The sequence below is a fragment of the Streptosporangium sp. NBC_01469 genome (assembly GCF_036227305.1).
Classification (GTDB): Bacteria; Actinomycetota; Actinomycetes; order Streptosporangiales; family Streptosporangiaceae; genus Streptosporangium.
In genome coordinates, this window is the sequence record NZ_CP109465.1 from 5786149 (window position 1) to 5805578 (window position 19430).

Sequence of the window (19430 nt, forward strand, 5' to 3'; positions counted from 1 at the left end):
GAACCCGAGCGGACATCGAAACGGGCGCCGGGCGAATCCGAGCGGACCTGAGTGGGCGCCGGGCGGACCTGAGTGGGCATCGAGCGGGCGGCGGGCGGACCCGAGCGGGCACCGAGGGGACGAGGCCCGCGATACGAGGCCCGCGATACGAGGCGGAAGAGGCCGGGGAAGAGGGGCAGGGGTGGAGAGGGGGAGGCGGGGTGGAAAGGGGGCCGGGCCAGAGAGGGAGGTTCTGGCCCGGCCGTGAGGGGGCCGGGGGGTCACCGGCCCGGGACGATCTTCCTTCTGGCCTCTCCCGGATCGTCGGCGGCCAGGGCGAGCCGGGCGTTGTCTCGGCACCGCTCCAGGGAGTGGGCGGCGAGACTCTCCCGTACCGCGGGGATACCGGGCGCGGACATCGACAGGCTGGTGACGCCCAGCCCGACCAGGACGGTCGCCAGGAGCGGGTCGGCCGCCGCCTCGCCGCACACGCCGACGGGTTTGCCCGCCGCCTGCCCGGCCGCCGCGCAGTCGGCGATCAGCTGGAGCAGCGCGGCCTGCCAGGGGTCGAGCAGGTCGGCGAGCTCCCCGTGCTGCCGGTCGGAGGCGAAGGTGTACTGGCTCAGATCGTTGGTACCGATGCTCAGGAAGTCGAGCTCCTTCAGCAGGCGCCCGGCGCGCAGCGCGGCGGCGGGCACCTCCACCATCGCCCCGACGTGCGCGATCCCCCGGGCGCGGACCCGTCCGGCGAAGTCGGCGGCCTCGCCCACCGTCGTCACCATGGGCGCCATCACCCACGGCTCGGCCCCGGTCGCGCGGGCCGCCTCGGCGATGGCGTCGAGCTGGGTGTCGAGCACCTCGGGCCTGACCCGGGAGACCCGCAACCCTCGTACGCCCAGCGCCGGGTTGGTCTCCTCGGCCAGCCCGAGGAACGGCAGCGGCTTGTCCGTGCCCGCGTCGAGGGTGCGGACCACGACGTGCCCGCCGGGCGCGGCGCGGAAGACCGCGGCGTAGGCGGCCACCTGCTCCTCGTAGCCCGGCTCCTCGCGCCGGTCCAGGAAGAGGAACTCCGTGCGGAACAGCCCCACCCCCTCGGCGTCCACTCCCTCGGCCCCCTCCGCCGAGGGAACGCGGTTCGAATGTGCGAGGTCGGCCGCCGAGCCGATGTTGAGCAGCAGCTTGACCGGGTGGTCGTCGGAGGTCCGGCCGGGTCCCCTGCTGGTGCCCGTCCGGCGGCGGTCGGCTTCGGCCCGGTGCTGGATCTCGACGGCGGCCTCCTCGCCGATACCGACCTCCACCTCGCCCCGCAGGCCGTCGACCGACACCCACGTCCCCTCGCCGATGTCACCCGCTCCCCGGCAGGCGACCACGGCGGGCAGGCCGCGGGCGCGGGCCAGGATGGCCGTGTGGCTGGTCGGGCCGCCCTTCTCGGTGACGAGGGCGAGGACGGATCCGGGGTCCAGGTTCACCGTGTCGGCGGGGGAGAGATCCCCGGCGACCAGGACGAACGGGTGCCCGGGGTCGGGCACCCCGGGGACGGGCAGGCCGAGCGCCGCCGCCACGGCCCGGTTGCGGATGTCGTCGAGGTCCGCGGCGCGCTCGGCGAAGTAGCCGCCCGCCGCCAGCAGCGCGCGCCGGTGGTGGGCGCAGGCCTCGTCGATGGCGTGCGCCGCGCTCTTCCCCGACCTGACGCTCGTCTCCACGGACTCGTGCAGGCTGGGGTCGTCGGCGATGAGGGACTGCGCCTCCAGGATCGCCTTCGCGTCGGCGTCGGGAGCCTTCTCCGCCCGCGCCGCCAGCTCGGAGACCGTGGCCCGCAGCGCGTCCATCGCCCGGCTGAGCTCGGCGCCGGCGTCGGTGACGGGGGAGGGGGCGGGCAGCTCCGGCGGACCGGCCATCCGGCAGACCCGACCGGCGGCCCGGCCCGAGCTCACGCCCAGGCCCCTGAGCGTCTCAGCCACGGGAGGTCTCTTCGGCGTCGAGGTCGCGGGCGAGCAGTTCGGCGAGGGCGTCGAGCGCCTCGTCGGCACCCGGCCCCTCCGCCTCGATCGTGACCTCCGTGCCGTGCGTGGCACCCAGCGCCAGTACGGCGAGCATGCTGTTGGCCGGTACGGGCTTGCCGTCCCCGACGCGGATGCGGACGGGAATCCCCTGCTTGGCCGCGGCCTGCACGAAGATCTTCGCGGGCCGGGCGTGAAGGCCCGTGCTTGAGGCGACGACCACTGTCCTCTCCGGCATCTCCGGTTCTCCTTCTGCGCGTTCTGCGAGTGGGTGCGAGCTTGGCGGGCCTGTTGCCGGTCCCGCACGGTCCTGTGCGGTCTGTGCGGTCCCGCATGGTCCCGCACGGTCCTGTGCGGTCCTGTGCCGGTCTTGCGTGGTCCCGCACGGTCCCGCACGGTCCTGTGTGGATCTGTGCGGGTCTGTGTGGTCTGCGCCGGGTCCCTCCCGCCGGGCTCGGCGGGAGGGGGCCGGCGGGGGCGGGCCGGTCAGGGTTCGATGGTCACCTTGATGGCCTCGCCCCTGCTCACGATGTCGATGCCCTCCAGGACCTCCGCGAGCGGCAGCCGGTGCGTGATCAGGTCGGCGACCGGTACCGAGCCGTCGGCGATCAGCCGCAGGGCCTGGGCGTTGTGCGCCGGGCTGGACCCGTTGGCGCCGACGATGGTCAGCTCCCGGTAGTGGACCAGGTTGGAGTCGCACTGGATGATCGGGTTGTCCTTGGGCAGGCCGCCGAAGAAGCTGATCCGCCCCTGGCGGGCTGCCATCCGGAGCGCCTGCTCCTGGGCGGCGCCGGAGGCGGCGGCGGTGATGACGACGTCGGCCCCCCTGCCGTCGGTCAGCTTGAGCACCTGCTCGACGACGTCCTCGCCGTGGACGACCGCGTCCGGGTGGACCAGCCCGGCGGCCATCTCCAGCCGCCCGGCGTTGATGTCGACGAGGAAGACCCGCGCCGCGCCCCGCGCCCGCGCCAGCCGCACGTGCAGGCAGCCGATCGGGCCCGAGCCCATGATCACCACGTCGTCGCCCTCGCCCACGCGGGCCAGCTCCTGGCCGTTGAGCACGCAGGCCAGCGGCTCGGCCACCGACGCCTCGGCGAAACCGACCCCGTCCGGGACGCGGTTGACGCCGTCGACCGCGAGGACCTTCGCCGGGATGATCGTGTACTCGGCGAAACCGCCGTCGTAGTGGTAGCCCATCGACTCCTGGTTCGGGCAGACGGTCATCCGGCCCCGGCGGCACTCCTCGCACGTCCCGCAGGGGATCGCGGCGATCACCTGCACCCGGTCGCCCGGCGCCCACTCGCCCGCGTCGACGGCCTCGACCACCTCGCCGGCGATCTCGTGCCCCATGACCCTGGGCGGCTTGATGTGGTGGTGGCCGTGCTTTTGGATCTTCGCGTCGGTGCCGCAGGTCGAGCAGTTGCGCACGCGTATCTTGATCTCGCCTGGTCCGGTGACGGGTTCCGGCGCCTCCTCGACGCGGATGTCGCCAGGGGCGTAGAAACGGGCGACCTTCACTATGCTTCGTCCTCTTCGTTCGGTTGCAGCAGCCGGACCACTTCGGCGACCTCCGTCGCCTCGCGAAGGGCCCTGGCCTGGTCGGGATCCATCAGGATCTGGGCGAGTTCGGCGAGCAGCCGTACGTGGCCGTCGCCCTTGGCGGCGATGCCGATGCACACCGTCACCCGGTCGCCGTCCCAATCGACGCCGCCGGGAAAGCGCACGACGCTGACGGCGTCGTGCCGGACGGCGTCCTTGGCGGCCAGGGTGCCGTGCGGGATGGCGACCCCCTCGCCGACGTAGGTGGAGATCGAGCGCTCCCGTTCGAGCATGGTGTCGATGTAGGCGCTCTCCACCGCGCCGACGGCGAGCAGGGCCTCCCCGCACTGCCTGATCGCGTCGTCGCGGTCGGTGGCCGAGGCCGCCAGCCGGATGGCGCGCGGGTCCAGCGGCAGCGGCGCCGTCTCAGGCATTGACGGTGCCGCCGCTCTTGATCGTGCTGATCAGCTTGGTCACCGAGGGATCCCCGATGAAGACCTGGAACGAGATGAGCACCTTGTCCGGAGCTCCGGCCCTGGCCCGGTTCGCCAGGCCGGCGTGACAGACCACCACGTCGGCGTCGGCGGGGATCGTGTTGACCGGGGTGTGCTCCACCTGGATGTTCTGGGCCTTCAACTGCTTGCGGAGCTGGCTGGCGAGCATGACGCTGCTGCCCATGCCCGCGTCGCAGGCGACGACGATTTTGTGGATGTCCTTGCTCTCGATGCTGGGCATCGGTCAGGCCTCCTTGACGGTGGGTGCGGTCGGCGATTCCTCGATGGTCTCCTCAGGGGGCTCCTCGGTCTCGTCCTTACCCCTGCCGAAGCCGAGGAGCGCCGACGCGACGGCGAAGGAGACGAGGGTCGCGGCGAGGACGCCGGCGATGGTGCCGAACCATCCGCCCCTGGGGGTCACCGCGAGGAAGGCGAAGATGCTGCCGGGTGACGGCGTGGCCACCAGCCCGGCTCCGGTCACGATGAAGACCAGGACGCCCGTGGCGCCACCGGCGATGACCGCGAGGATCAACCGGGGCTTCATGAGCACGTACGGGAAGTAGATCTCGTGGATGCCGCCGAAGAACTGGATGATGATCGCGGCGGGGGTGCTGGGGCGCAGCGCGCGGGGGCCGAAGAACATGAAGGCCAGGAGCAGGCCGAGGCCGGGGCCGGGGTTCGACTCCAGCATGAACAGGATCGACTTGCCCGCCTCGGCCGCCTGCGCCACGCCCAGCGGGCCCATCACGCCGTGGTTGATGGCGTTGTTGAGGAACAGCACCTTGGCGGGCTCGATCACGACCGAGGCCAGCGGCAGCAGGTTGTTGCCGATCAGCCAGGCGACCGCTTCACTCGCGACACGGGTGACCTCGGTGACGACGGGACCGACGGCCTTGAGACCCACCAGAGCCATGGCGCCGCCGATGATGCCCGCGCTGAAGTTGTCCACCAGCATCTCGAAGCCGGACTTGACGCGGTCGGCGACGAGCCCGTCGAACAGCTTCAGGAGGTACGCGGTGAGCGGCCCTATGATCATCGCGCCGAGGAACATCGGGCTCTCGGCGCCGACGACGACGCCCATGGTGGCGACGGCGCCGACCACGGCGCCGCGCTGGCCGTGGACCATCCGCCCGCCGGTGTAGCCGATCAGGATGGGCAGCAGCACCTTGACGATCGGATCGACCAGGACGGCGAACTCCGCGTTGGGAAGCCAGCCGGTGGGGATGAACAGAGCGGTGATCAGGCCCCAGGCGATGAATGCGCCGATGTTCGGCATGATCATCCCAGCGAGATATCCGCCGAAACGCTGGATGTTCGCTCTTGCCCCGGTTCCTGTGACAGTCGGGGTGTATTCGCTCATGTGATTCTGCTCCTTCCGGGGGGCCGGCGGGCGGCCGGGCCTGGGGGGTGGATCTGTGCCGCTGTCAGCCCCCGGACCGCAGCGGCAGGGCGGGATCGGCTCCGGTGACGCGCACGTCGTCACGGTGGATGTGGTGTGGGGAGGGCATCCGGCTTCCCGGCAGCCCGACCGCGGCGGTCGCCCAGGCCAGCGCCTCGATCAGCGCGCTCTCGCCTCGCGCCCCGCCGGCGAGAAACCCGGCGAGCATGGCGTCGCCGGCGCCGACGGTGCTGCGCGGCTCGGCCACCGGGCACTGGCCGTACCAGATCTGGTCGTCCTGCAGGAGGATCGCGCCGTCGGCGCCCAGGCTGGCCAGGACGGTGCCCGCGCCTCGCGCCCGCAGGTTCTCCGCGGCCTTGATGGCGTCACCCAGGGACGAGATGACGATCCCGGTGGCCTCGCCCAGCTCCTCCCGGTTGGGCTTGACCAGGGCCGGGGCCTCGGCGAGCGCCGCGACGAGCGCGGGGCCGCTGGTGTCGACCGCGACGTTGATGCCCGCCTCGCTGAACCGCTCGCACAGGCGGGCGTAGACGTCGGCGGGCACCTCCGGCGGCAGGCTGCCCGAGGCGACCACCCAGTCCGCGGAGCTGGCCGCGCCGAGCACGGCCTCGGCGATGGTGTCGAGCTCGGCCGGCGACAGGGCCGTTCCCGGTTCATTGATCTTGGTGACCGTGCCGTCAGGCTCGGCCAGCGCGACGTTCGACCGGGTGGTCCCGGCGACCGGAACCGTGATCATCTCGATGCCCTCGGACGAGAGCAGGCTCACCAGTTGCCGTCCCTCGTCGCCCCCGAAGGGGACGACCGCGCACGAGCGGACCTGGTTGGCCAGCAGCGCCCGCGAGACGTTGACGCCCTTGCCGCCGGGGTCGAGGTGGGCGGCGGCGGCCCGGATGACGGTCCCGCGGGTCAGTGACCCGACCTCGATCGTACGGTCCAGGCTGGGGTTGAGGGTCAGGGTGACGATCACGCCCGGACCACCTCGATCGCGGCTTCCCGGTGGAGGTTGAGGGGCTGGGTGACGGTCACGCCCGGAGCCCGGAGCACCTCGATCGCGGCTTCCCTGTGGGGGGTGGGGGACAGGGGGATGATCACGCCCGGACCACCTCCGGCCCGGCGGCGGCCATCTCGGCCGCGACCCCGGTGTCGAGCCCGGTGTCACTGATCACCACGTCGATCTCCTGGATCGAGGCGAAGCGCGCCAGGTAGGTGTTGGCGAACTTGGTGTGGTCGGCGAGCAGCACGCACCGCTGCGCCGCGCCGATCATCGCCCGCTTGATGGCGGCCTCGGCCGGGTCGGGTGTCGTCAGCCCCTTGGCCACCGAGCACCCGTTGGCCGCCATGAACGCCACGTCCACGTGCAGGTCGGCGAGAGGGCGCAGCGCCCAGTCGTCGACGGTGGCCAGGGTCCGCCCGCGCACCCGCCCGCCCAGCATGATCACCGTCAGGTTGAGGCGGGTGGCCATCGCCGTCGCCAGCGGCGGGGAGTTCACGATCACGGTCAGCTCCCGGTCGACCGGGAGCGCCTGCACCAGCCTGCCGGTCGTCGAGCCGGCGTCGATGATGATCGCGCCGTCCTCGGGGAGCTCGGCGAGCGCGGCCTTGGCGATGCGCTCCTTCTCCGCGATCATCACCTCGTCGCGGGCGGCCAGCTCGGGTTCGAACCCCAGCCGCTCGACCGGGATCGCGCCGCCGTGCACGCGCCGCAGCATCCCGGAGCGCTCCAGCGCGGTCAGATCGCGGCGGATGGTCTCCGTGGTGACGGCGAACTCCTCCGCCAGCGTCACCACGTCCACCCGTCCGACGGTCCGCGCCCGGCGCAGGATCTCCTGTTGCCGCTCCTCGGCGTACATGCTGTTGATTCACCACCGTTTCAGTGTTGTTTCAGCTTTATTTACACCCGAATGTGTTGGAAGGTCAATGGGTTGACTTCCCATCAAACCGGCATGAACATGAAAAAACCCCAGGTGCCTGCCTGGGGGTGGGGGTTCGGGCGGGAGCGGGGCCGCGGTTGGCCCAGATTTTGGAATGCGTTGGAATTCCCTTGACCCTCGGCGCGGGGTGAGGTGGCGATCCGGGTTCTCCCGGTGCGAGGTCCTTGGCGGGGGCGGGTGGTCCGCGCCTCCTCGGAGGAGGGGGTCCGGGAGTGTTACGGGGCTCCCTCGTCGCCGAGGGCTCCCCCGTGATCGGGGGTTTCTCTCAGCCGGGGAACGAGATGTGGGCGGGCGGCACGTGGGCGGCCAGCCAGACGCCGTTGGCGCTGACCCGGAACTCGTGACCCGCCCGGTGCATCTCCCCCGAGCGGACGACCAGCACGACCGGCCTGCCCCGGCGCGCGCCCACGCGGGTCGCGGTCTCCCTGTCGGGGGACAGGTGCACGGCGTGCCGGTTCATCGGCCGCAGGCCCTCCTCCCGGATGGCGCCCACGTACGCGCCCACCGTTCCGTGGAACAGGATCTCGGGTGGCTCGACCGGGGGAAGGCCCAGGTCGACGTCGACCGTGTGGCCCTGGTTGGCGCGGATCCGGTCGCCTTCGACGGTGAAGCGCCGCTTGTCGTTGCCCGCGACCACCAGCGCGAGCTCGTCACGGGTGATCGCGAAGCCGTGCCGCGCGGCGGCGCCCAGCAGGGCGTCGATGTCCGCCCAGCCCTGCGGGCCGAGGATCAGCCCGATGCGCTCGGGCTGGTGCCTGAGGTGCTTGGAAAGGTATTTGGAGACTCGAACGAGCCGTTTGTCGTCCATGGGACACCAGGATGGTGACTCGCACCGCTGTTTTCCACCGGATTCACGCCCGGTGCTCCGGCCGGGGCCGCGTATCCGGACGCCCTCGCGTCCTCGTGGCTTCCGGACGGTCGCCCGGGACCGGTAACGGCTCAGCCGTCGGCGGCCCAGCCGTGTGTGCGCTTGAGGACGGCGGCCACGCGGGCGAAGCGCGCCCCGTCGAGGACGGAGCCCTCGCGCCGGATGTCGCCCTCGCCGAGGGCGAAGACCCGGTCCAGGCGCAGGTAGGAGACCCGGTTCTCCCGATCCCACTGGCCGGGGCCGATCTCCAGCCAGTCGCCGGGATCGCCGCCGCCGGCCCGGCTGGACAGCATCAGCGCGAGCAGCTTGCGCCCGTGGCGGCCGACGACCAGCAGCGGCCGGTCCTTGCCCCGGTCCGGATCCTCCTCGTAGGGGACCCAGGCCCAGACGATCTCGCCGGGGTCGGCGAGCCCGTCGAGGTCGGGGGAGTAGCTCAGGGTCGCGGTTCGGTCGACGCGGTAGACCTCGCTGACCGCGCCTCGAGCCGGTCGGGGGTCCTCGCCAAGATCACGCACGCGCACAGCCTATTGCAGGGCCCGGTGGCCCTCCAAGGGGGGCGGCCGAAGTGCGGCCCTTCGGAGGGCGGTACGGGGAAGGTGCGGGCGATCCGGCGCCGAAAGCGGAAGGGGGCGGTGCGGGAAGGCCGGAAACGGCGCGGAGGGGGCGAAAGGCGCGGTGGTAGGAACGGCTCGGGCGCGGAGGGGGCGGCCGGAGGCCGGTGGAGGAGGCGCGCCGCCCGCTGGCCGGGTGCCAGCAGGGCGGCCGAGGTCCGGGTGGGCGGGCACCCTATCCGGAACCTGGTTCGGAGACGGCTCAGCCGCCGCTCTTGCGGCGGAAGGAGCGCTTGGCCGCAGCCGGGCCGTGAGCACCGTGGATCTTCGAGGAGTTCTTCCCCTTGCCCCCGGCGCCCGCGTCCGCCTGGGCGAGCTTCTTACGCTCCAGTGCCTCGCGGAACTTGCGCTTCAGCTCGTCGTCGGAACTTTCGGAACCTTCGGGCTCCGGCGTGACGTCAGACATTACAGACCTCCTGATCTATCGGGCGGTCCAACCCCGACCAACAGGATCATCATCCTCTCATCTGGAACCTTCCGGCGTGCAGGCCCCCCGCTTCGGCTTTGCGAGAAAGGGGATGAAAGGGGCGAAAAGGGCGCGTGCCGCGAGCCTCGCCGACGCATGTGTCAGTGCATGCCCAGGGCCATCATCAGCAGCAGGCCGGCCAGGTGGCCGACGACCACGAAGACGATCACGAAGACGAAGACGAACTTCGCCGGGCCGTGCTCGAAGTGCCGGCCCTCCTTGAGGGTGGAACGCTTGGCCTGGCGCTCGGCGATCCGCTCCTCGATCGGCTTGCTGTGAAACATGGGGATCCTTTGCTCGCCGATGATTGGGGCGATAATGGTTTGTACACTAATTATCGTACTATGTCGGTTGGAGGCGCGCACGTGAGTGACATGGTCGACCCCTTGAGCCTGGACCGCCAGGTGTGCTTCGCCCTGGCGATCGCCTCGCGCAACGTCATCGGCCTCTACCGGCCCCTGCTGGAGCCGATGGGGCTCACCCACCCCCAGTATCTGGTCATGCTCGCCCTCTGGGAGCGGGCACCGCTGTCGGTCAAGGAGCTGAGCAAGCTACTGAGACTCGACCCCGGTACGCTGTCCCCGCTGCTGAAGCGTCTTGAGGCCGTCGGCTACATCCGGAGGCGGCGTGACAGCCAGGACCAGCGTGTCCTGGCCGTCTCGCTCACACCGGAGGGCCGCGGGCTGCGGGGCGAGGCGGAGAAGGTTCCGCCGGCGATCGTCAAGCGTCTGGGCATGAACCTGGAGGAGCTCCAGGAGCTCCACCGGTCGCTGACGCGGGTGATCGCCGCGGCGGACGGCACGCATCACTGATTCGCGGAGAATCAGAGGACAGGGAGAGGAAAGGCTCATGGCTGGAAGTCACGGGGGAAGCCCCAAGTCTTGGCTCGCGGTGATCGTCATCCTGCTGGGGTTCACCGTGGGGGGCGTCGCCCTGTGCCTCGGCCCCAACTGGACGTTCTTCTGGGTGGGGGCCGGGATCGTCGCGATCGGCGGCGTGATCGCCCTGGCGGTCGACATCTTCTCGGACGTCATCATCGACGCGCCCCGCGTGCCGATGGACCAGGGCAACAGCTGATCAGGCCTCCTGCAGCGCCTCCTCGACGGAGCCGAAGACCTCGAAGGAGGGGCGCAGGCCGGTGATGGTGAGGATCCGCTCCAGGGTGCCGTGCACGCCGACGAGGGCGAGCCGGATGCCCAGGGTGCGGCTCCGCCGGAGCGCCAGGATCAGCTCCGCGACCCCGGTGGAGTCGCAGAAGGTGAGGCCCGTGACGTCGGCCACGACCACGGAGGGCGTGTCGGCGGCCCACGCCTTGTCCATCTCCGCACGCAGGGCGGGGGAGTGCTGATAGTCGAGCTCTCCGAGCGCCCGGACGACGAACACCGTCCCGAGCAGGCTCGATGAGACCGTGAAAAAGGCCATGCTGCGCTCCTTTGCCCGCGGGTGGCAGGGCGGGCTGCCTTTTTCCTACCAGTTCCGAGGCCACCGTGCCCCGACGGGGCCTCAAATGATCCGGTAGAGCAGCTCGGGCCGTCCGAGTCCACCGTACTGGGGCACCCGGTGTGTGATCCCGCTCTCCGTCAGATGCTCCAGGTAGCGGCGGGCGGTCACCCGGGAGACGCCGATCGCCGCCCCGGCGGTCTGGGCCGACAGGCCGCCGGGTGCCCTGCGCAGCTCCGCCAGCACGGCGTCGAGGGTGGCCTGCGTCATCCCTTTCGGCAGGAGGTTCTGCGCCGGGCCCCGCAGGGCCGCCAGCGCGCGGTCCACCTCGCCCTGGCCGCTCGCCTCTCCCACGCCCTCCACTGACGACCGGAACTCGGCGTAGCGGGTGAGCTTCTCGTTCAGCGAGGCGAAGGTGAACGGCTTGAGCAGATACTGTGCCACGCCGACGGAGACCGCCGACCTGACCACCGACAGGTCCCGCGCCGAGGTGACCGCGATGACGTCCGACATCACGCCCGCCGCCCGCAGCGCCCGGCACACCTCCAGCCCGTGCATGTCCGGCAGGTAGAGGTCGAGCAGGATCAGGTCGACGGGGTGGCGCCGCAGGAAGCGCAGCGCGTCGCCGCCGGACCTGACCACCCCCTCCACCCTGAAGCCGGGCACCCGCTCCACGAAGACCCGGTTCGCCTCGGCGGTGATCTCCTCGTCCTCGACGACCAGTACCGAGATCATGGGGTGCCCCTTTCGCGCAGTGGCAGCCGTACGGTGAACACCGCGCCTGTCCCGCTCTCCGCCGGCCGTTCGGCGTCTCCCTCGCCCGCGACCGCGAGAGTGGCCTCCGCGGCCGGGCCCGGTACGGGCAGCCCCGGCTCGAGCGTCCGCGCCACCCCGGCCCGCCCCGCCACCCCGGCCCGGTCCAGCTCGACCGGCCGACCCACTCCGACCGGCTGATCCGCCTCGGCCGGGTCCGTTTCCGTGATCCGGTCCCTCTCGGTCACCTGGCCCTGCTCGATCGCCCCGCCGACCTCGATCGTCCCGCCCATGCGGCGGACCGCCTGGCCGACCATGGCCAGGCCGAGGCCACGGCCGTCGCCCTTGGTGGTCCATCCCCGCCGGAAGGCCTCGCCCGCCGTCGCCGGGTCGAGGCCCTGGCCGCTGTCCGCCACGCTGATCACGAAGGTCGTCTCGTCGGCGCGCAGCCGCACCTCCACCCGCGCGGGCCGGGTGCCCGACATGGCCGCGTCCGCCGCGTTGTCTATCAGGTTGCCGACGATCGTCACCAGGTCGCGGGTGTCCAGGCCGAGGTCGTCGAGCTCGCTGTCCGGGGTGATCGCCAGCTCCACCCCCCGCTCCCCGGCCTCGGCGCTCTTGCCCAGCAGCAGCGCGGCGAGCACGGGTTCGCGTACGGCGCCCACCACCCGGTCGGTGAGCTGCTGCGCGGCCTTGATCTCCTCGGTCGCGAACGCCACCGCCTGCTCGGCGCGGCCCAGCTCGACGAGGGTGATGACCGTGTGCAGCCGGTTGGCCGACTCGTGCGCGGCGGCCCGCAGGGAGTCGGCGAAGCCGCGCTCGGCGTTGAGCTGCCCGGTCAGGGACTGCAGCTCCGTGTGGTCGCGAAGGGTGACCACGATGCCGAGCGAGCGGCTGCCGGAGCGGACCACCGCCACGTTCACCACCAGCGTCCGCTCCCCGGTCATGTGGATCTCGTCGGTACGGTTCTCGCCCGCCGAGAGCCGTTCGCTCAGCGAGGAGGGGAGGCCCAACCGGCCGACGTGCCTGCCGTTCACCTCGCCCGACAGGCCCAGGAGCTCCCTGGCGCCGTCGTTGCAGAGTGTCACCGTACCCGCGTCGTCGACGAGCAGCAGCCCCTCGTGTACGGCGTGCAGGATCGCGTCGTGGTACTCGTACATCCGGCTCAGCTCGGCGGGGCCCATCCCGTGCGTCTGGCGGCGCAGCCGGGCACCGACCAGGTAGGTGCCCACCCCGCCGACGGACAGGCCGAGCAGGCCGATCAGCACGGCGCCGGTGATCTGCCCGCGGAGCCTGACGCTGATCTTGCTGATGGTGATGCCCGCGCTGACCAGGGCCTTCACCTCGCCGCGGGCGTCGCGGACCGGGGCGACGGCGCGGACCGAGGGGCCGAGCGTGCCGGTGTAGGTCTCGGTGAAGATCTGCCCCGCCAGGGCGGGCGCGATGTTGCCGAGGAACCGGTGGCCGATCTGGGCGGGGTTGGGGTGCGTGTAGCGCACGCCGTCGAGGCTCATGATCGTGACGAAGTCGACCCCGGTCTCCCGCCGCACCCGTTCCGCGTACGGCTGCAGGGCCGCGGAGTCGCCCAGCGAGGCGAGGACGGAGGGGGAGTCGGCCACGCTGACGGTCACCGCCCTGGCGGTGCCGACGGCCTCCTCGACGAGCAGGTCACGCATCTGCAGGAACGCCAGCAGGGCGCCACCGGTCACGGTGACGCCTACGACGACGATCTGGAGCGCCAGCATCTGCCTGGCGAGACTCCAGTCGCGTATGCGTCTGGGGAGTTTCCGCAAGTTCACGAACGAAATGTACGCAATGGTGACTTAGATCACAGGGCCGGGCCATAGTCGCTCGACCGGATTCTTCTTCTAGCGCGGTGGAGCACGCATGAGCGCGGCCCGAGATAAAACACATTACCTGTACATAGCCGTCATCGTTGCCGTGGTCATCGGTATCGCGATCGGGTTCGTGGCCCCCGACGTCGGCATAGCGCTGAAGCCGCTCGGCACCGCCTTCGTCGCCCTGATCAAGATGATGATCAGCCCCATCATCTTCTGCACCATCGTGCTCGGTGTCGGATCGGTCACCAAGGCCGCGAAGGTCGGCCGGGTCGGCGGCCTCGCGCTCGGCTACTTCATCGCCATGTCGACCGTCGCGCTGGGCATCGGCCTGCTCGTGGGCAACCTGGTCGACCCCGGACAGGGCCTGCAGCTCACCGACGAGCTCCGCAAGGCCGCCGAGGCCGAGGCGGCCAAGGGAGGTGAGACCGACACGGTGACGTTCCTGCTCGGGATCATCCCCACCACGCTGGTGTCGGCGTTCACCGAGGGCCAGGTGCTGCAGACCCTCCTGGTCGCGCTGCTCACCGGGTTCGCCCTGCAGGCGATGGGCGAGCGCGCCAAGCCCATCCTGAACGGCATCACGCACATCCAGCGGCTCGTCTTCCGGATCCTCGCCATGATCATGTGGGCCGCCCCGGTCGGCGCCTTCGGCGCGATAGCCGCGGTCGTCGGCGCCACCGGCATGGACGCGCTCAGGAGCCTCGGCGTCATCATGCTCGCCTTCTACCTGACCTGCGTGCTCTTCGTGTTCGTCATCCTCGGCCCGATGCTCTGGCTGGTGGCGCGGGTCGGTCTGTTCTCGCTGTTCCGCTACCTGGGCAGGGAGTTCCTGCTGATCCTGTCGACCTCGTCGTCGGAGTCGGCCCTGCCCCGCCTGATCGCCAAGATGGAGCACCTCGGCGTGAGCAAGCCCGTCGTCGGCATCACCGTGCCGACCGGGTACTCCTTCAACCTGGACGGCACGGCCATCTACCTCACCATGGCCACGCTGTTCGTCGCGAGCGCCACCGGCGCCCCGCTCGCCTTCGGCGAGCAGGTCTCCCTGCTGGTCTTCATGATGATCGCGTCGAAGGGCGCCGCCGGGGTCACCGGAGCGGGCCTGGCCACCCTCGCGGGCGGCCTGCAGTCCCACCGCCCCGACCTGGTCGACGGCGTCGGCCTCATCGTCGGCATCGACCGCTTCATGTCCGAGGCGCGCGCGCTGACCAACTTCGCGGGCAACGCGGTCGCCACCGTCCTGATCGGTACCTGGACGGGCGAGTTCGACCGGGAGCGCGCGACCGAGGTGCTGACGGGTAAGGCGCCGTTCGACGAGACGACCCTCCTCGACGACGACGAGGACGGCGACGACACCCCGCCGCCCACCACGCGGTCGGACGACCCGGCCCTGTCCCCGGTGTAGCCGGGGTAGCGACGGCGGCCCTTCGACGGGCGTACGGGCCGGTGGCGGACGCTCTTCTCGGGTGGCGTCCACCGCCGGCCCGTACAGGCGATGGCGGGCTTATGAGAGCGCTCGCCGTCGGCCCGTACAGGCGAGGGCAGGCTCGTGAGAGCGCTCGCCCCCGCCCGTACACGCGAGGGCGGGCTTATGAGAGCGCCCGTCACCGGCCGGTAGGCGTGAGGGAGTCTCCGCCGGGTCTGTGTGAGAGCGCGCCACCGATCTCGTACGCGTGAGGGAGCGCCCTCCGGGTCCGCGCGCGCGAGGGCGGGTCCGCGGACCGTACGGTCACCGGCTTCCCGCAGGCCGACGGCGTTGACACCTTTGTCGCGGCGCCCTAGTTTGTGCAGGCTCAGACGATTGATCGAGAAATCGAAGGGGAGCGGTGGATGGCCGTCATCGATGCCCACCAGCACTTCTGGAACCTGGAGACGGGCTCCTACTCCTGGCTGACGCCGGAGGCGGGGCCGCTCTACCGCACCTTCACCCCCGAGGAGCTCGTCCCGCAGCTCGCCGCCGCCGGTGTGGAGCGGACCGTGCTGGTCCAGGCCGCCGACACCTACGCCGACACCGACGCGATGCTGGCGCAGGCGGACACCCACGACTTCATCGCCGCCGTGGTGGGATGGGTGCCGCTGAACCGGCCTGACGAGGCGGCCGAGGCGCTGGAGCGCTACGGCAGGCATCCGAGGTTCGCCGGGATCAGGCACCTCATCCACGACGATCCCGACCCCGACTGGGTCGTCCAGGACACGGTGGTCGAGAGCCTGGGCCTGCTCGCCGCGGCGGGGCTGCCGTTCGACGTGGTCGCGGTGCTGCCCAGGCACCTGGAGCACGTGCCGTTCCTCGCCGAGCGTGTCCCCGGGCTACGGCTGGTCATCGACCATCTGGCCAAGCCGCCGATCAGGGAGAAGGGCTGGGAGCCGTGGGCGTCGCTGATCGCCCGCGCCGCCGAGCACCCCAACGTGTACGGCAAGGTGTCCGGCCTCAACACCGCCGCCGACCCCGAGACCTGGACCGCCGAGGACCTGCGCCCCTACGTCGACCACGCGCTTGAGGTGTTCGGCCCCGAGCGGCTGATGTTCGGCAGTGACTGGCCCGTGGCCGTTCTCGCGGGCGACTACGCCAAGGTCTGGGAGGAGACCGGGGTGCTGCTGTCTGGTCTCGACGGGGCCGGCAGGGACGCCGTCCTCGGCGGCACCGCCGCGCGCTTCTACGGCATCGAGGACTGACCCGCCCGCTCCCGCTCGTTCTCGCTTTTGGGCTGCCCCGCGCCTTCAAGCTGCCCCGCGCCTTCAGGCCGACTCGCGTCCTCAGGCCGACCCGCGTCCTCAGGCCGATTCACGCAGGAAGCCGATGCCCGCCGCGAGGCCGCGAATGTCGACGCCGAGGCCGCGCAGAATGGAGACCGAGGCGTTCGAGCCGTCGGCCAGCAGGCCCTTCAGCAACTCCTCGCCGGTCACCTCGGAGCCGGTGCCGGAGGTGTGCAGGGCGACCTCGACGACCTTCCTCGCCCTGGCGGTGAGGAGCAGGTCACCGGCCGGGCCGCTGAGCGTCACGTTCAGCGGGCGGAGCCGGGAGCGCGTCAGCCGCCACGCCAGGGGGTCTTCCCGCCGGGTCGGCAGGCGCCGCCTGATCTCGTCCAGGTCGACGCCGATGGAGGCCAGCAGCTCGCGGTCGCCCGCCCGGCCCCTCGCGGCCTCGCGGTTCCCGATCTCCGCGCCGACCGCCTCCGGGGTGATCGCGAAACCCGCCACCGGCCACGACTCGGCCAGGGCGAGCAGGAACATGTCCTCGTCGAGCGAGGTGCGGCCGTGGTCGAGCGCGAGCAGTCCGGCGCGGACCGTGGCCCGCCGTGCTTCGGGGGTGAATCTCGTGAACATCGTCAGCTCCCGCCCTCGGTGATCCGGTGTGCGTGCTTACGGTGCGCCGTCTGCCGCCTGACGCCGAGCGCCGCGGCGATGACCTCCCAGGACGAGCCCCGGTTCCTGGCCTCGATGACGTGCGCGGCCTCGAGCTCCTCCAGGAGCCTGCGCAGCGCCGCCACGGCCGCCAGCGCCACCACCGGATCCTCGCCGTCGACGGCCTCGGCGAACTCGTTCAGCGATCCCATGACGTCAGCATAAGCTGACAGATTCACTTTTGTCAGCACTTGCTGACAACATTCCGATGCCTCGCCGCGCTCCGGGCGGGGACACGCTAGCGTGCAGGGGTGGACAGGATCTTCACCGTCGAGGAGGCGCGGGCGCTCATGCCCGTGCTGCTGGAGCGGGCCGCCGCGTTCGTGGCGATGCGGGGTGAGCTGGCCGAGCTCGCGTACGAGCTCCGCAGCACCGGGACCTCCGAGGCCGGCGGGCTGGCGGAGGCGAAGGCCTACGAGGCCAGGCTGGAGGAGATCCTCGGCTGGTTCGAGGAGCGGGGTATCGAGGTCAAGGGCGTCGCGCCCCTGCTGGTCGACTTCCCCGCGGTGCTCGACGGGGTGCGGGTGCGGCTGTGCTGGCTCGAAGGGGACCGCGAGCTGGTGTGGTACCACCGAGACGAGCTCGGCTTCGCCGGTCGCAGACCCCTTCCCTGACCACGTTCCCAGGGGACTCCCGGGCGCCCGACTACTCGATCACCAGGTTGACCGGGATGTTGCCCCGGGTGGCGTTGGAGTAGGGGCAGACCTGGTGGGCGGCTTCCACGAGGGCGGTGCCGGCCTCCCCGTGCAGCTCGTCGGGCAGCTCGACGCGCAGCGTCACGGTGAGCGCGAAGCCCTTGCCCTCGGGAACGAGGCTCACCTCGGCGGTCACCGAGGCCTCGGAGACGTCGGCCTTCCGCTTCCGGCCGACCAGCTGGAGCGCGCTGGCGAAGCAGGCGGCGTATCCGGCCGCGAACAGCTGCTCGGGATTGGTGCCCTCGCCGGAGCCGCCCATCTCCTTCGGTGGCGTGAGGGCCACGTCGAGGCGCTTGTCGGACGAGACCGCCCGTCCTTCCCGGCCGTTGGCGGTGGCGATGGCGGTGTAGAGCGTGCTCATCGGGATCCTCTCTCGGTTTTGGACAACTCAATTGTGCACAATTCAGTTGATAGCAGTCAAGCTCAGTACAATTGGTGACGTGAAGATCTCCGTCGAGAATCTGGTCTGCTTCGACGTGCACGCGGCGTCCCGCGCGCTGGACGCCGTCTACCGCAGGGTGCTGAGCGAGCTCGGCCTGACCTACCCGCAGTACCTGGTCATGATGGTGCTCTGGGAGCGCGAGCCGGTGACGGTCAAGGAGCTCGGCGTCAGGCTGCGGCTCGACTCGGGCACCCTGTCCCCGCTGCTGAAGCGGCTGGAGGCGGCGAGCCTGGTGCGCCGCGAGCGCAGCGCCGACGACGAGCGATCCGTGCTGGTGCGGCTCACGTCCAAGGGCGTCCAGCTGGGGGAGCGGGCGTGCGACGTCCCCGCCCAGATCTTCGAGGCGGCCGGTCTCACCCCCGCCGAGGTCCTCGACCTGCAGCACACCCTGCGCCGCGTCATCGCCTCCCTCGACGAGTCGGCGCGATGACCACGGCTATGGCGGATGGCCGCGCCCAAGAGGCTCGCGGCCGCCCATCTCGGAGAGCCGGTGATCAGGAGGTTCCGCTGAGATGGACCTCCCGGGCCAGCTTCGTCGTCTGGGCGGTGGAGCGCTGCCAGGTGCTCCCCGCGGGGTGGGCGGTGAGCAGGACCATGATCCAGCGCTCCTTGGGGCCGACGAGCCCGGTGGTGTGCAGGACCGGGCGCCCCAGGTCGGGCACCGGTCCGGCGTGGGCGGGTACGACCTGTGCGGCGGGCGTGGAGCCGGTGGCGGACGCGGGACGCGCGGTGAGCGGGACGTCGCCGCCGGACGCGGGCCGGGCGGCGGGCGTGGATGCGGATGTGGATGCGGTGGAGTCCGAGGTCGTCGGGGTCACGGAGCTCGCGGGCCCGGTGGCGGACGCGGGGGAGGTCGCGGGGCGGCAGCGGACCGGGGGCGTGGAGCCGTACCCCGACCAGCCCTGCTTGACCGCCCACGGCCCGCGCACCGCGCGGGGGATGCCGAAGTACTGGTCGAAGCCGTCGGAGCCGCACTGCCCCGACCTGCGCAGGTGGCCCAGGATCAGGCCGCTGACCTTGGGGTCGGCCTGGTCGAGCAGGTAGCGGTAGGTCTTGACGACGTCCATCGCGCTGAGCGAGGTGTAGCCCCAGAAGCCCGGCTTGTCGGCCGGCGGGGGAGCGGTGTCGGTGAGCCGCAGCTTGCGCGCCATCCGCTGGACGATCCGGCCTTGGCCGCCCCGGGTCCAGAAGGACGTCGCGGCGCCGTCGTCGCTGACCCGCAGCATGACCTTGAGCAGCGCCAGGTCCCCCTTGGGAACGCTCTTGCGCGACTCCAGATAGTCGATCGCGATGAGGATCTTCACCACCGACGCCGACCGGAACCTCCGGTGCGCGTTGCGGTACTCGGTCACCTTCCCCGCCTGGCGGTCGAAGACCACGTACCCGGCCGTCACCCCCGCCGGGACGTGCGGCTTGCCGGGGGCGGCGGCCGAAGCCGGAGCCGGGACCGCGATAAGCGGGAGAACTGTCGCGAGGGCTACCAGAAAACGCGTCACGGGATGAATGCCTATCAGATCCCGGTGCCGGCGAGCCAACTTCCGCGACATAACCAACTAAACATGTAGAGATTAAG

Annotated in this window: 26 protein-coding genes; 6 read left to right on the top strand and 20 right to left on the bottom strand. The window is 71.3% G+C overall.

Annotated elements, in window-relative coordinates; genetic code table 11:
- Positions 1 to 260: 260 nt before the first annotated feature.
- The 13 genes from ptsP to OG587_RS25430 form a co-directional block, all read right to left on the bottom strand.
- Complete coding sequence (gene ptsP / locus OG587_RS25370; RefSeq protein WP_329079459.1) at positions 261 to 1940, bottom strand: phosphoenolpyruvate--protein phosphotransferase; 1680 nt, start codon at positions 1938 to 1940, stop codon at positions 261 to 263.
- Entirely contained in the window at positions 1933 to 2217 is a 285-nt protein-coding gene (locus OG587_RS25375; protein WP_329079461.1) for an HPr family phosphocarrier protein, read from the bottom strand. The genes ptsP and OG587_RS25375 overlap by 8 nt, the downstream gene beginning before the upstream one ends.
- A 248-nt stretch (positions 2218 to 2465) precedes the next feature.
- A complete protein-coding gene (locus tag OG587_RS25380) occupies positions 2466 to 3497 on the bottom strand; it encodes a zinc-dependent dehydrogenase (protein WP_329079463.1) in 1032 nt (343 codons plus the stop codon).
- Positions 3497 to 3952 carry a PTS sugar transporter subunit IIA gene (locus tag OG587_RS25385; protein ID WP_329079465.1) on the bottom strand — a complete coding sequence of 152 codons (456 nt, stop codon included), beginning with the start codon at positions 3950 to 3952 and terminating at the stop codon, positions 3497 to 3499. The genes OG587_RS25380 and OG587_RS25385 overlap by 1 nt, the downstream gene beginning before the upstream one ends.
- A complete protein-coding gene (locus OG587_RS25390) occupies positions 3945 to 4253 on the bottom strand; it encodes a PTS lactose transporter subunit IIB (RefSeq protein WP_329079466.1) in 309 nt (102 codons plus the stop codon). Before OG587_RS25390 ends, OG587_RS25385 begins: the two co-directional genes overlap by 8 nt.
- Positions 4254 to 4256: 3 nt before the next feature.
- On the bottom strand, positions 4257 to 5372 hold the full coding sequence (locus OG587_RS25395; protein ID WP_329079468.1) for a PTS mannitol transporter subunit IICB: 1116 nt from the start codon (positions 5370 to 5372) through the stop codon (positions 4257 to 4259).
- A gap of 64 nt (positions 5373 to 5436) precedes the next feature.
- Entirely contained in the window at positions 5437 to 6378 is a 942-nt protein-coding gene (pfkB, locus tag OG587_RS25400; protein ID WP_329079470.1) for a 1-phosphofructokinase, read from the bottom strand.
- Positions 6375 to 6503: a hypothetical protein gene (locus OG587_RS25405; protein ID WP_329079472.1), complete on the bottom strand. Its 129-nt coding sequence runs from the start codon at positions 6501 to 6503 to the stop codon at positions 6375 to 6377. Before OG587_RS25405 ends, pfkB begins: the two co-directional genes overlap by 4 nt.
- Positions 6500 to 7261 carry a DeoR/GlpR family DNA-binding transcription regulator gene (locus tag OG587_RS25410; RefSeq protein ID WP_329079473.1) on the bottom strand — a complete coding sequence of 254 codons (762 nt, stop codon included), beginning with the start codon at positions 7259 to 7261 and terminating at the stop codon, positions 6500 to 6502. Before OG587_RS25410 ends, OG587_RS25405 begins: the two co-directional genes overlap by 4 nt.
- 346 nt (positions 7262 to 7607) lie before the next feature.
- Positions 7608 to 8150, bottom strand: coding sequence for an RNA 2'-phosphotransferase (locus OG587_RS25415; protein ID WP_329079475.1), 543 nt, complete (start codon positions 8148 to 8150; stop codon positions 7608 to 7610).
- 131 nt (positions 8151 to 8281) lie between these two features.
- Positions 8282 to 8725: a type II toxin-antitoxin system PemK/MazF family toxin gene (locus OG587_RS25420; protein WP_329079478.1), complete on the bottom strand. Its 444-nt coding sequence runs from the start codon at positions 8723 to 8725 to the stop codon at positions 8282 to 8284.
- A 298-nt stretch (positions 8726 to 9023) separates the two neighbouring features.
- Entirely contained in the window at positions 9024 to 9227 is a 204-nt protein-coding gene (locus OG587_RS25425; RefSeq protein WP_329079480.1) for a DUF5302 domain-containing protein, read from the bottom strand.
- Between the two features lie 161 nt (positions 9228 to 9388).
- The gene (locus OG587_RS25430) at positions 9389 to 9571 is read right to left on the bottom strand and encodes a hypothetical protein (RefSeq protein WP_329079481.1); all 183 of its coding nucleotides are present in this window, start codon (positions 9569 to 9571) and stop codon (positions 9389 to 9391) included.
- Between the two features lie 81 nt (positions 9572 to 9652).
- Here OG587_RS25430 and OG587_RS25435 point away from each other — a divergent pair, with 81 nt between their 5' ends.
- Both OG587_RS25435 and OG587_RS25440 read left to right on the top strand, forming a co-directional pair.
- On the top strand, positions 9653 to 10099 hold the full coding sequence (locus tag OG587_RS25435) for a MarR family winged helix-turn-helix transcriptional regulator (protein WP_386262107.1): 447 nt from the start codon (positions 9653 to 9655) through the stop codon (positions 10097 to 10099).
- 37 nt (positions 10100 to 10136) lie between these two features.
- Positions 10137 to 10364, top strand: a complete 228-nt coding sequence (locus OG587_RS25440) for an HGxxPAAW family protein (RefSeq protein WP_329079483.1) — start codon at positions 10137 to 10139, stop codon at positions 10362 to 10364.
- Here OG587_RS25440 and OG587_RS25445 read toward each other — a convergent pair whose 3' ends face one another.
- The 3 genes from OG587_RS25445 to OG587_RS25455 form a co-directional block, all read right to left on the bottom strand.
- Entirely contained in the window at positions 10365 to 10709 is a 345-nt protein-coding gene (locus OG587_RS25445) for an anti-sigma factor antagonist (protein ID WP_329079485.1), read from the bottom strand.
- Between the two features lie 81 nt (positions 10710 to 10790).
- On the bottom strand, positions 10791 to 11462 hold the full coding sequence (locus OG587_RS25450; protein WP_329079487.1) for a response regulator: 672 nt from the start codon (positions 11460 to 11462) through the stop codon (positions 10791 to 10793).
- Positions 11459 to 13279 (bottom strand): sensor histidine kinase, encoded by a 1821-nt coding sequence (locus OG587_RS25455; protein WP_329079489.1) that lies wholly within the window; start codon positions 13277 to 13279, stop codon positions 11459 to 11461. The genes OG587_RS25450 and OG587_RS25455 overlap by 4 nt, the downstream gene beginning before the upstream one ends.
- An 88-nt stretch (positions 13280 to 13367) precedes the next feature.
- On the opposite strand from OG587_RS25455, the gene OG587_RS25460 reads away from it, so the two are divergent.
- On the top strand, positions 13368 to 14723 hold the full coding sequence (locus OG587_RS25460) for a cation:dicarboxylate symporter family transporter (RefSeq protein ID WP_329079491.1): 1356 nt from the start codon (positions 13368 to 13370) through the stop codon (positions 14721 to 14723).
- Positions 14724 to 15148: 425 nt separating this feature from the next.
- Positions 15149 to 15991 (top strand): amidohydrolase family protein, encoded by an 843-nt coding sequence (locus OG587_RS25465; RefSeq protein ID WP_329079493.1) that lies wholly within the window; start codon positions 15149 to 15151, stop codon positions 15989 to 15991.
- A gap of 99 nt (positions 15992 to 16090) precedes the next feature.
- On the opposite strand, the gene OG587_RS25470 is transcribed toward OG587_RS25465, so the two are convergent.
- Together OG587_RS25470 and OG587_RS25475 are read right to left on the bottom strand one after the other, a co-directional pair.
- Positions 16091 to 16642: a Clp protease N-terminal domain-containing protein gene (locus OG587_RS25470; RefSeq protein ID WP_329079495.1), complete on the bottom strand. Its 552-nt coding sequence runs from the start codon at positions 16640 to 16642 to the stop codon at positions 16091 to 16093.
- 2 nt (positions 16643 to 16644) lie between these two features.
- Positions 16645 to 16872, bottom strand: coding sequence for a helix-turn-helix domain-containing protein (locus OG587_RS25475; RefSeq protein WP_329079497.1), 228 nt, complete (start codon positions 16870 to 16872; stop codon positions 16645 to 16647).
- 99 nt (positions 16873 to 16971) lie between these two features.
- On the opposite strand from OG587_RS25475, the gene OG587_RS25480 reads away from it, so the two are divergent.
- The gene (locus tag OG587_RS25480) at positions 16972 to 17334 is read left to right on the top strand and encodes a DUF2203 domain-containing protein (RefSeq protein WP_329079499.1); all 363 of its coding nucleotides are present in this window, start codon (positions 16972 to 16974) and stop codon (positions 17332 to 17334) included.
- A 31-nt stretch (positions 17335 to 17365) separates the two neighbouring features.
- Here the strand turns inward: OG587_RS25480 and OG587_RS25485 are convergent, their stop codons facing one another.
- Positions 17366 to 17776, bottom strand: a complete 411-nt coding sequence (locus OG587_RS25485) for an organic hydroperoxide resistance protein (protein WP_329079500.1) — start codon at positions 17774 to 17776, stop codon at positions 17366 to 17368.
- 79 nt (positions 17777 to 17855) lie between these two features.
- Here OG587_RS25485 and OG587_RS25490 point away from each other — a divergent pair, with 79 nt between their 5' ends.
- Positions 17856 to 18287, top strand: a complete 432-nt coding sequence (locus OG587_RS25490) for a MarR family winged helix-turn-helix transcriptional regulator (protein ID WP_329079502.1) — start codon at positions 17856 to 17858, stop codon at positions 18285 to 18287.
- A 64-nt stretch (positions 18288 to 18351) separates the two neighbouring features.
- On the opposite strand, the gene OG587_RS25495 is transcribed toward OG587_RS25490, so the two are convergent.
- Positions 18352 to 19353: a hypothetical protein gene (locus OG587_RS25495; RefSeq protein ID WP_329079504.1), complete on the bottom strand. Its 1002-nt coding sequence runs from the start codon at positions 19351 to 19353 to the stop codon at positions 18352 to 18354.
- Between the last annotated feature and the right edge of the window lie 77 nt (positions 19354 to 19430).

Bases quoted from the DNA above. Each gene is read 5' to 3' on its own strand.
- OG587_RS25375 (WP_329079461.1), bottom strand. From the start codon at position 2,217: ATGCCGGAGAGGACAGTGGTCGTCGCCTCAAGCACGGGCCTTCACGCC.
- OG587_RS25385 (WP_329079465.1), bottom strand. From the start codon at position 3,952: ATGCCTGAGACGGCGCCGCTGCCGCTGGACCCGCGCGCCATCCGGCTG.
- OG587_RS25390 (WP_329079466.1), bottom strand. From the start codon at position 4,253: ATGCCCAGCATCGAGAGCAAGGACATCCACAAAATCGTCGTCGCCTGC.
- OG587_RS25395 (WP_329079468.1), bottom strand. From the start codon at position 5,372: ATGAGCGAATACACCCCGACTGTCACAGGAACCGGGGCAAGAGCGAAC.
- OG587_RS25410 (WP_329079473.1), bottom strand. From the start codon at position 7,261: ATGTACGCCGAGGAGCGGCAACAGGAGATCCTGCGCCGGGCGCGGACC.
- OG587_RS25415 (WP_329079475.1), bottom strand. From the start codon at position 8,150: ATGGACGACAAACGGCTCGTTCGAGTCTCCAAATACCTTTCCAAGCAC.
- OG587_RS25425 (WP_329079480.1), bottom strand. From the start codon at position 9,227: ATGTCTGACGTCACGCCGGAGCCCGAAGGTTCCGAAAGTTCCGACGAC.
- OG587_RS25430 (WP_329079481.1), bottom strand. From the start codon at position 9,571: ATGTTTCACAGCAAGCCGATCGAGGAGCGGATCGCCGAGCGCCAGGCC.
- OG587_RS25440 (WP_329079483.1), top strand. From the start codon at position 10,137: ATGGCTGGAAGTCACGGGGGAAGCCCCAAGTCTTGGCTCGCGGTGATC.
- OG587_RS25445 (WP_329079485.1), bottom strand. From the start codon at position 10,709: ATGGCCTTTTTCACGGTCTCATCGAGCCTGCTCGGGACGGTGTTCGTC.
- OG587_RS25450 (WP_329079487.1), bottom strand. From the start codon at position 11,462: ATGATCTCGGTACTGGTCGTCGAGGACGAGGAGATCACCGCCGAGGCG.
- OG587_RS25460 (WP_329079491.1), top strand. From the start codon at position 13,368: ATGAGCGCGGCCCGAGATAAAACACATTACCTGTACATAGCCGTCATC.
- OG587_RS25465 (WP_329079493.1), top strand. From the start codon at position 15,149: ATGGCCGTCATCGATGCCCACCAGCACTTCTGGAACCTGGAGACGGGC.
- OG587_RS25470 (WP_329079495.1), bottom strand. From the start codon at position 16,642: ATGTTCACGAGATTCACCCCCGAAGCACGGCGGGCCACGGTCCGCGCC.
- OG587_RS25475 (WP_329079497.1), bottom strand. From the start codon at position 16,872: ATGGGATCGCTGAACGAGTTCGCCGAGGCCGTCGACGGCGAGGATCCG.
- OG587_RS25485 (WP_329079500.1), bottom strand. From the start codon at position 17,776: ATGAGCACGCTCTACACCGCCATCGCCACCGCCAACGGCCGGGAAGGA.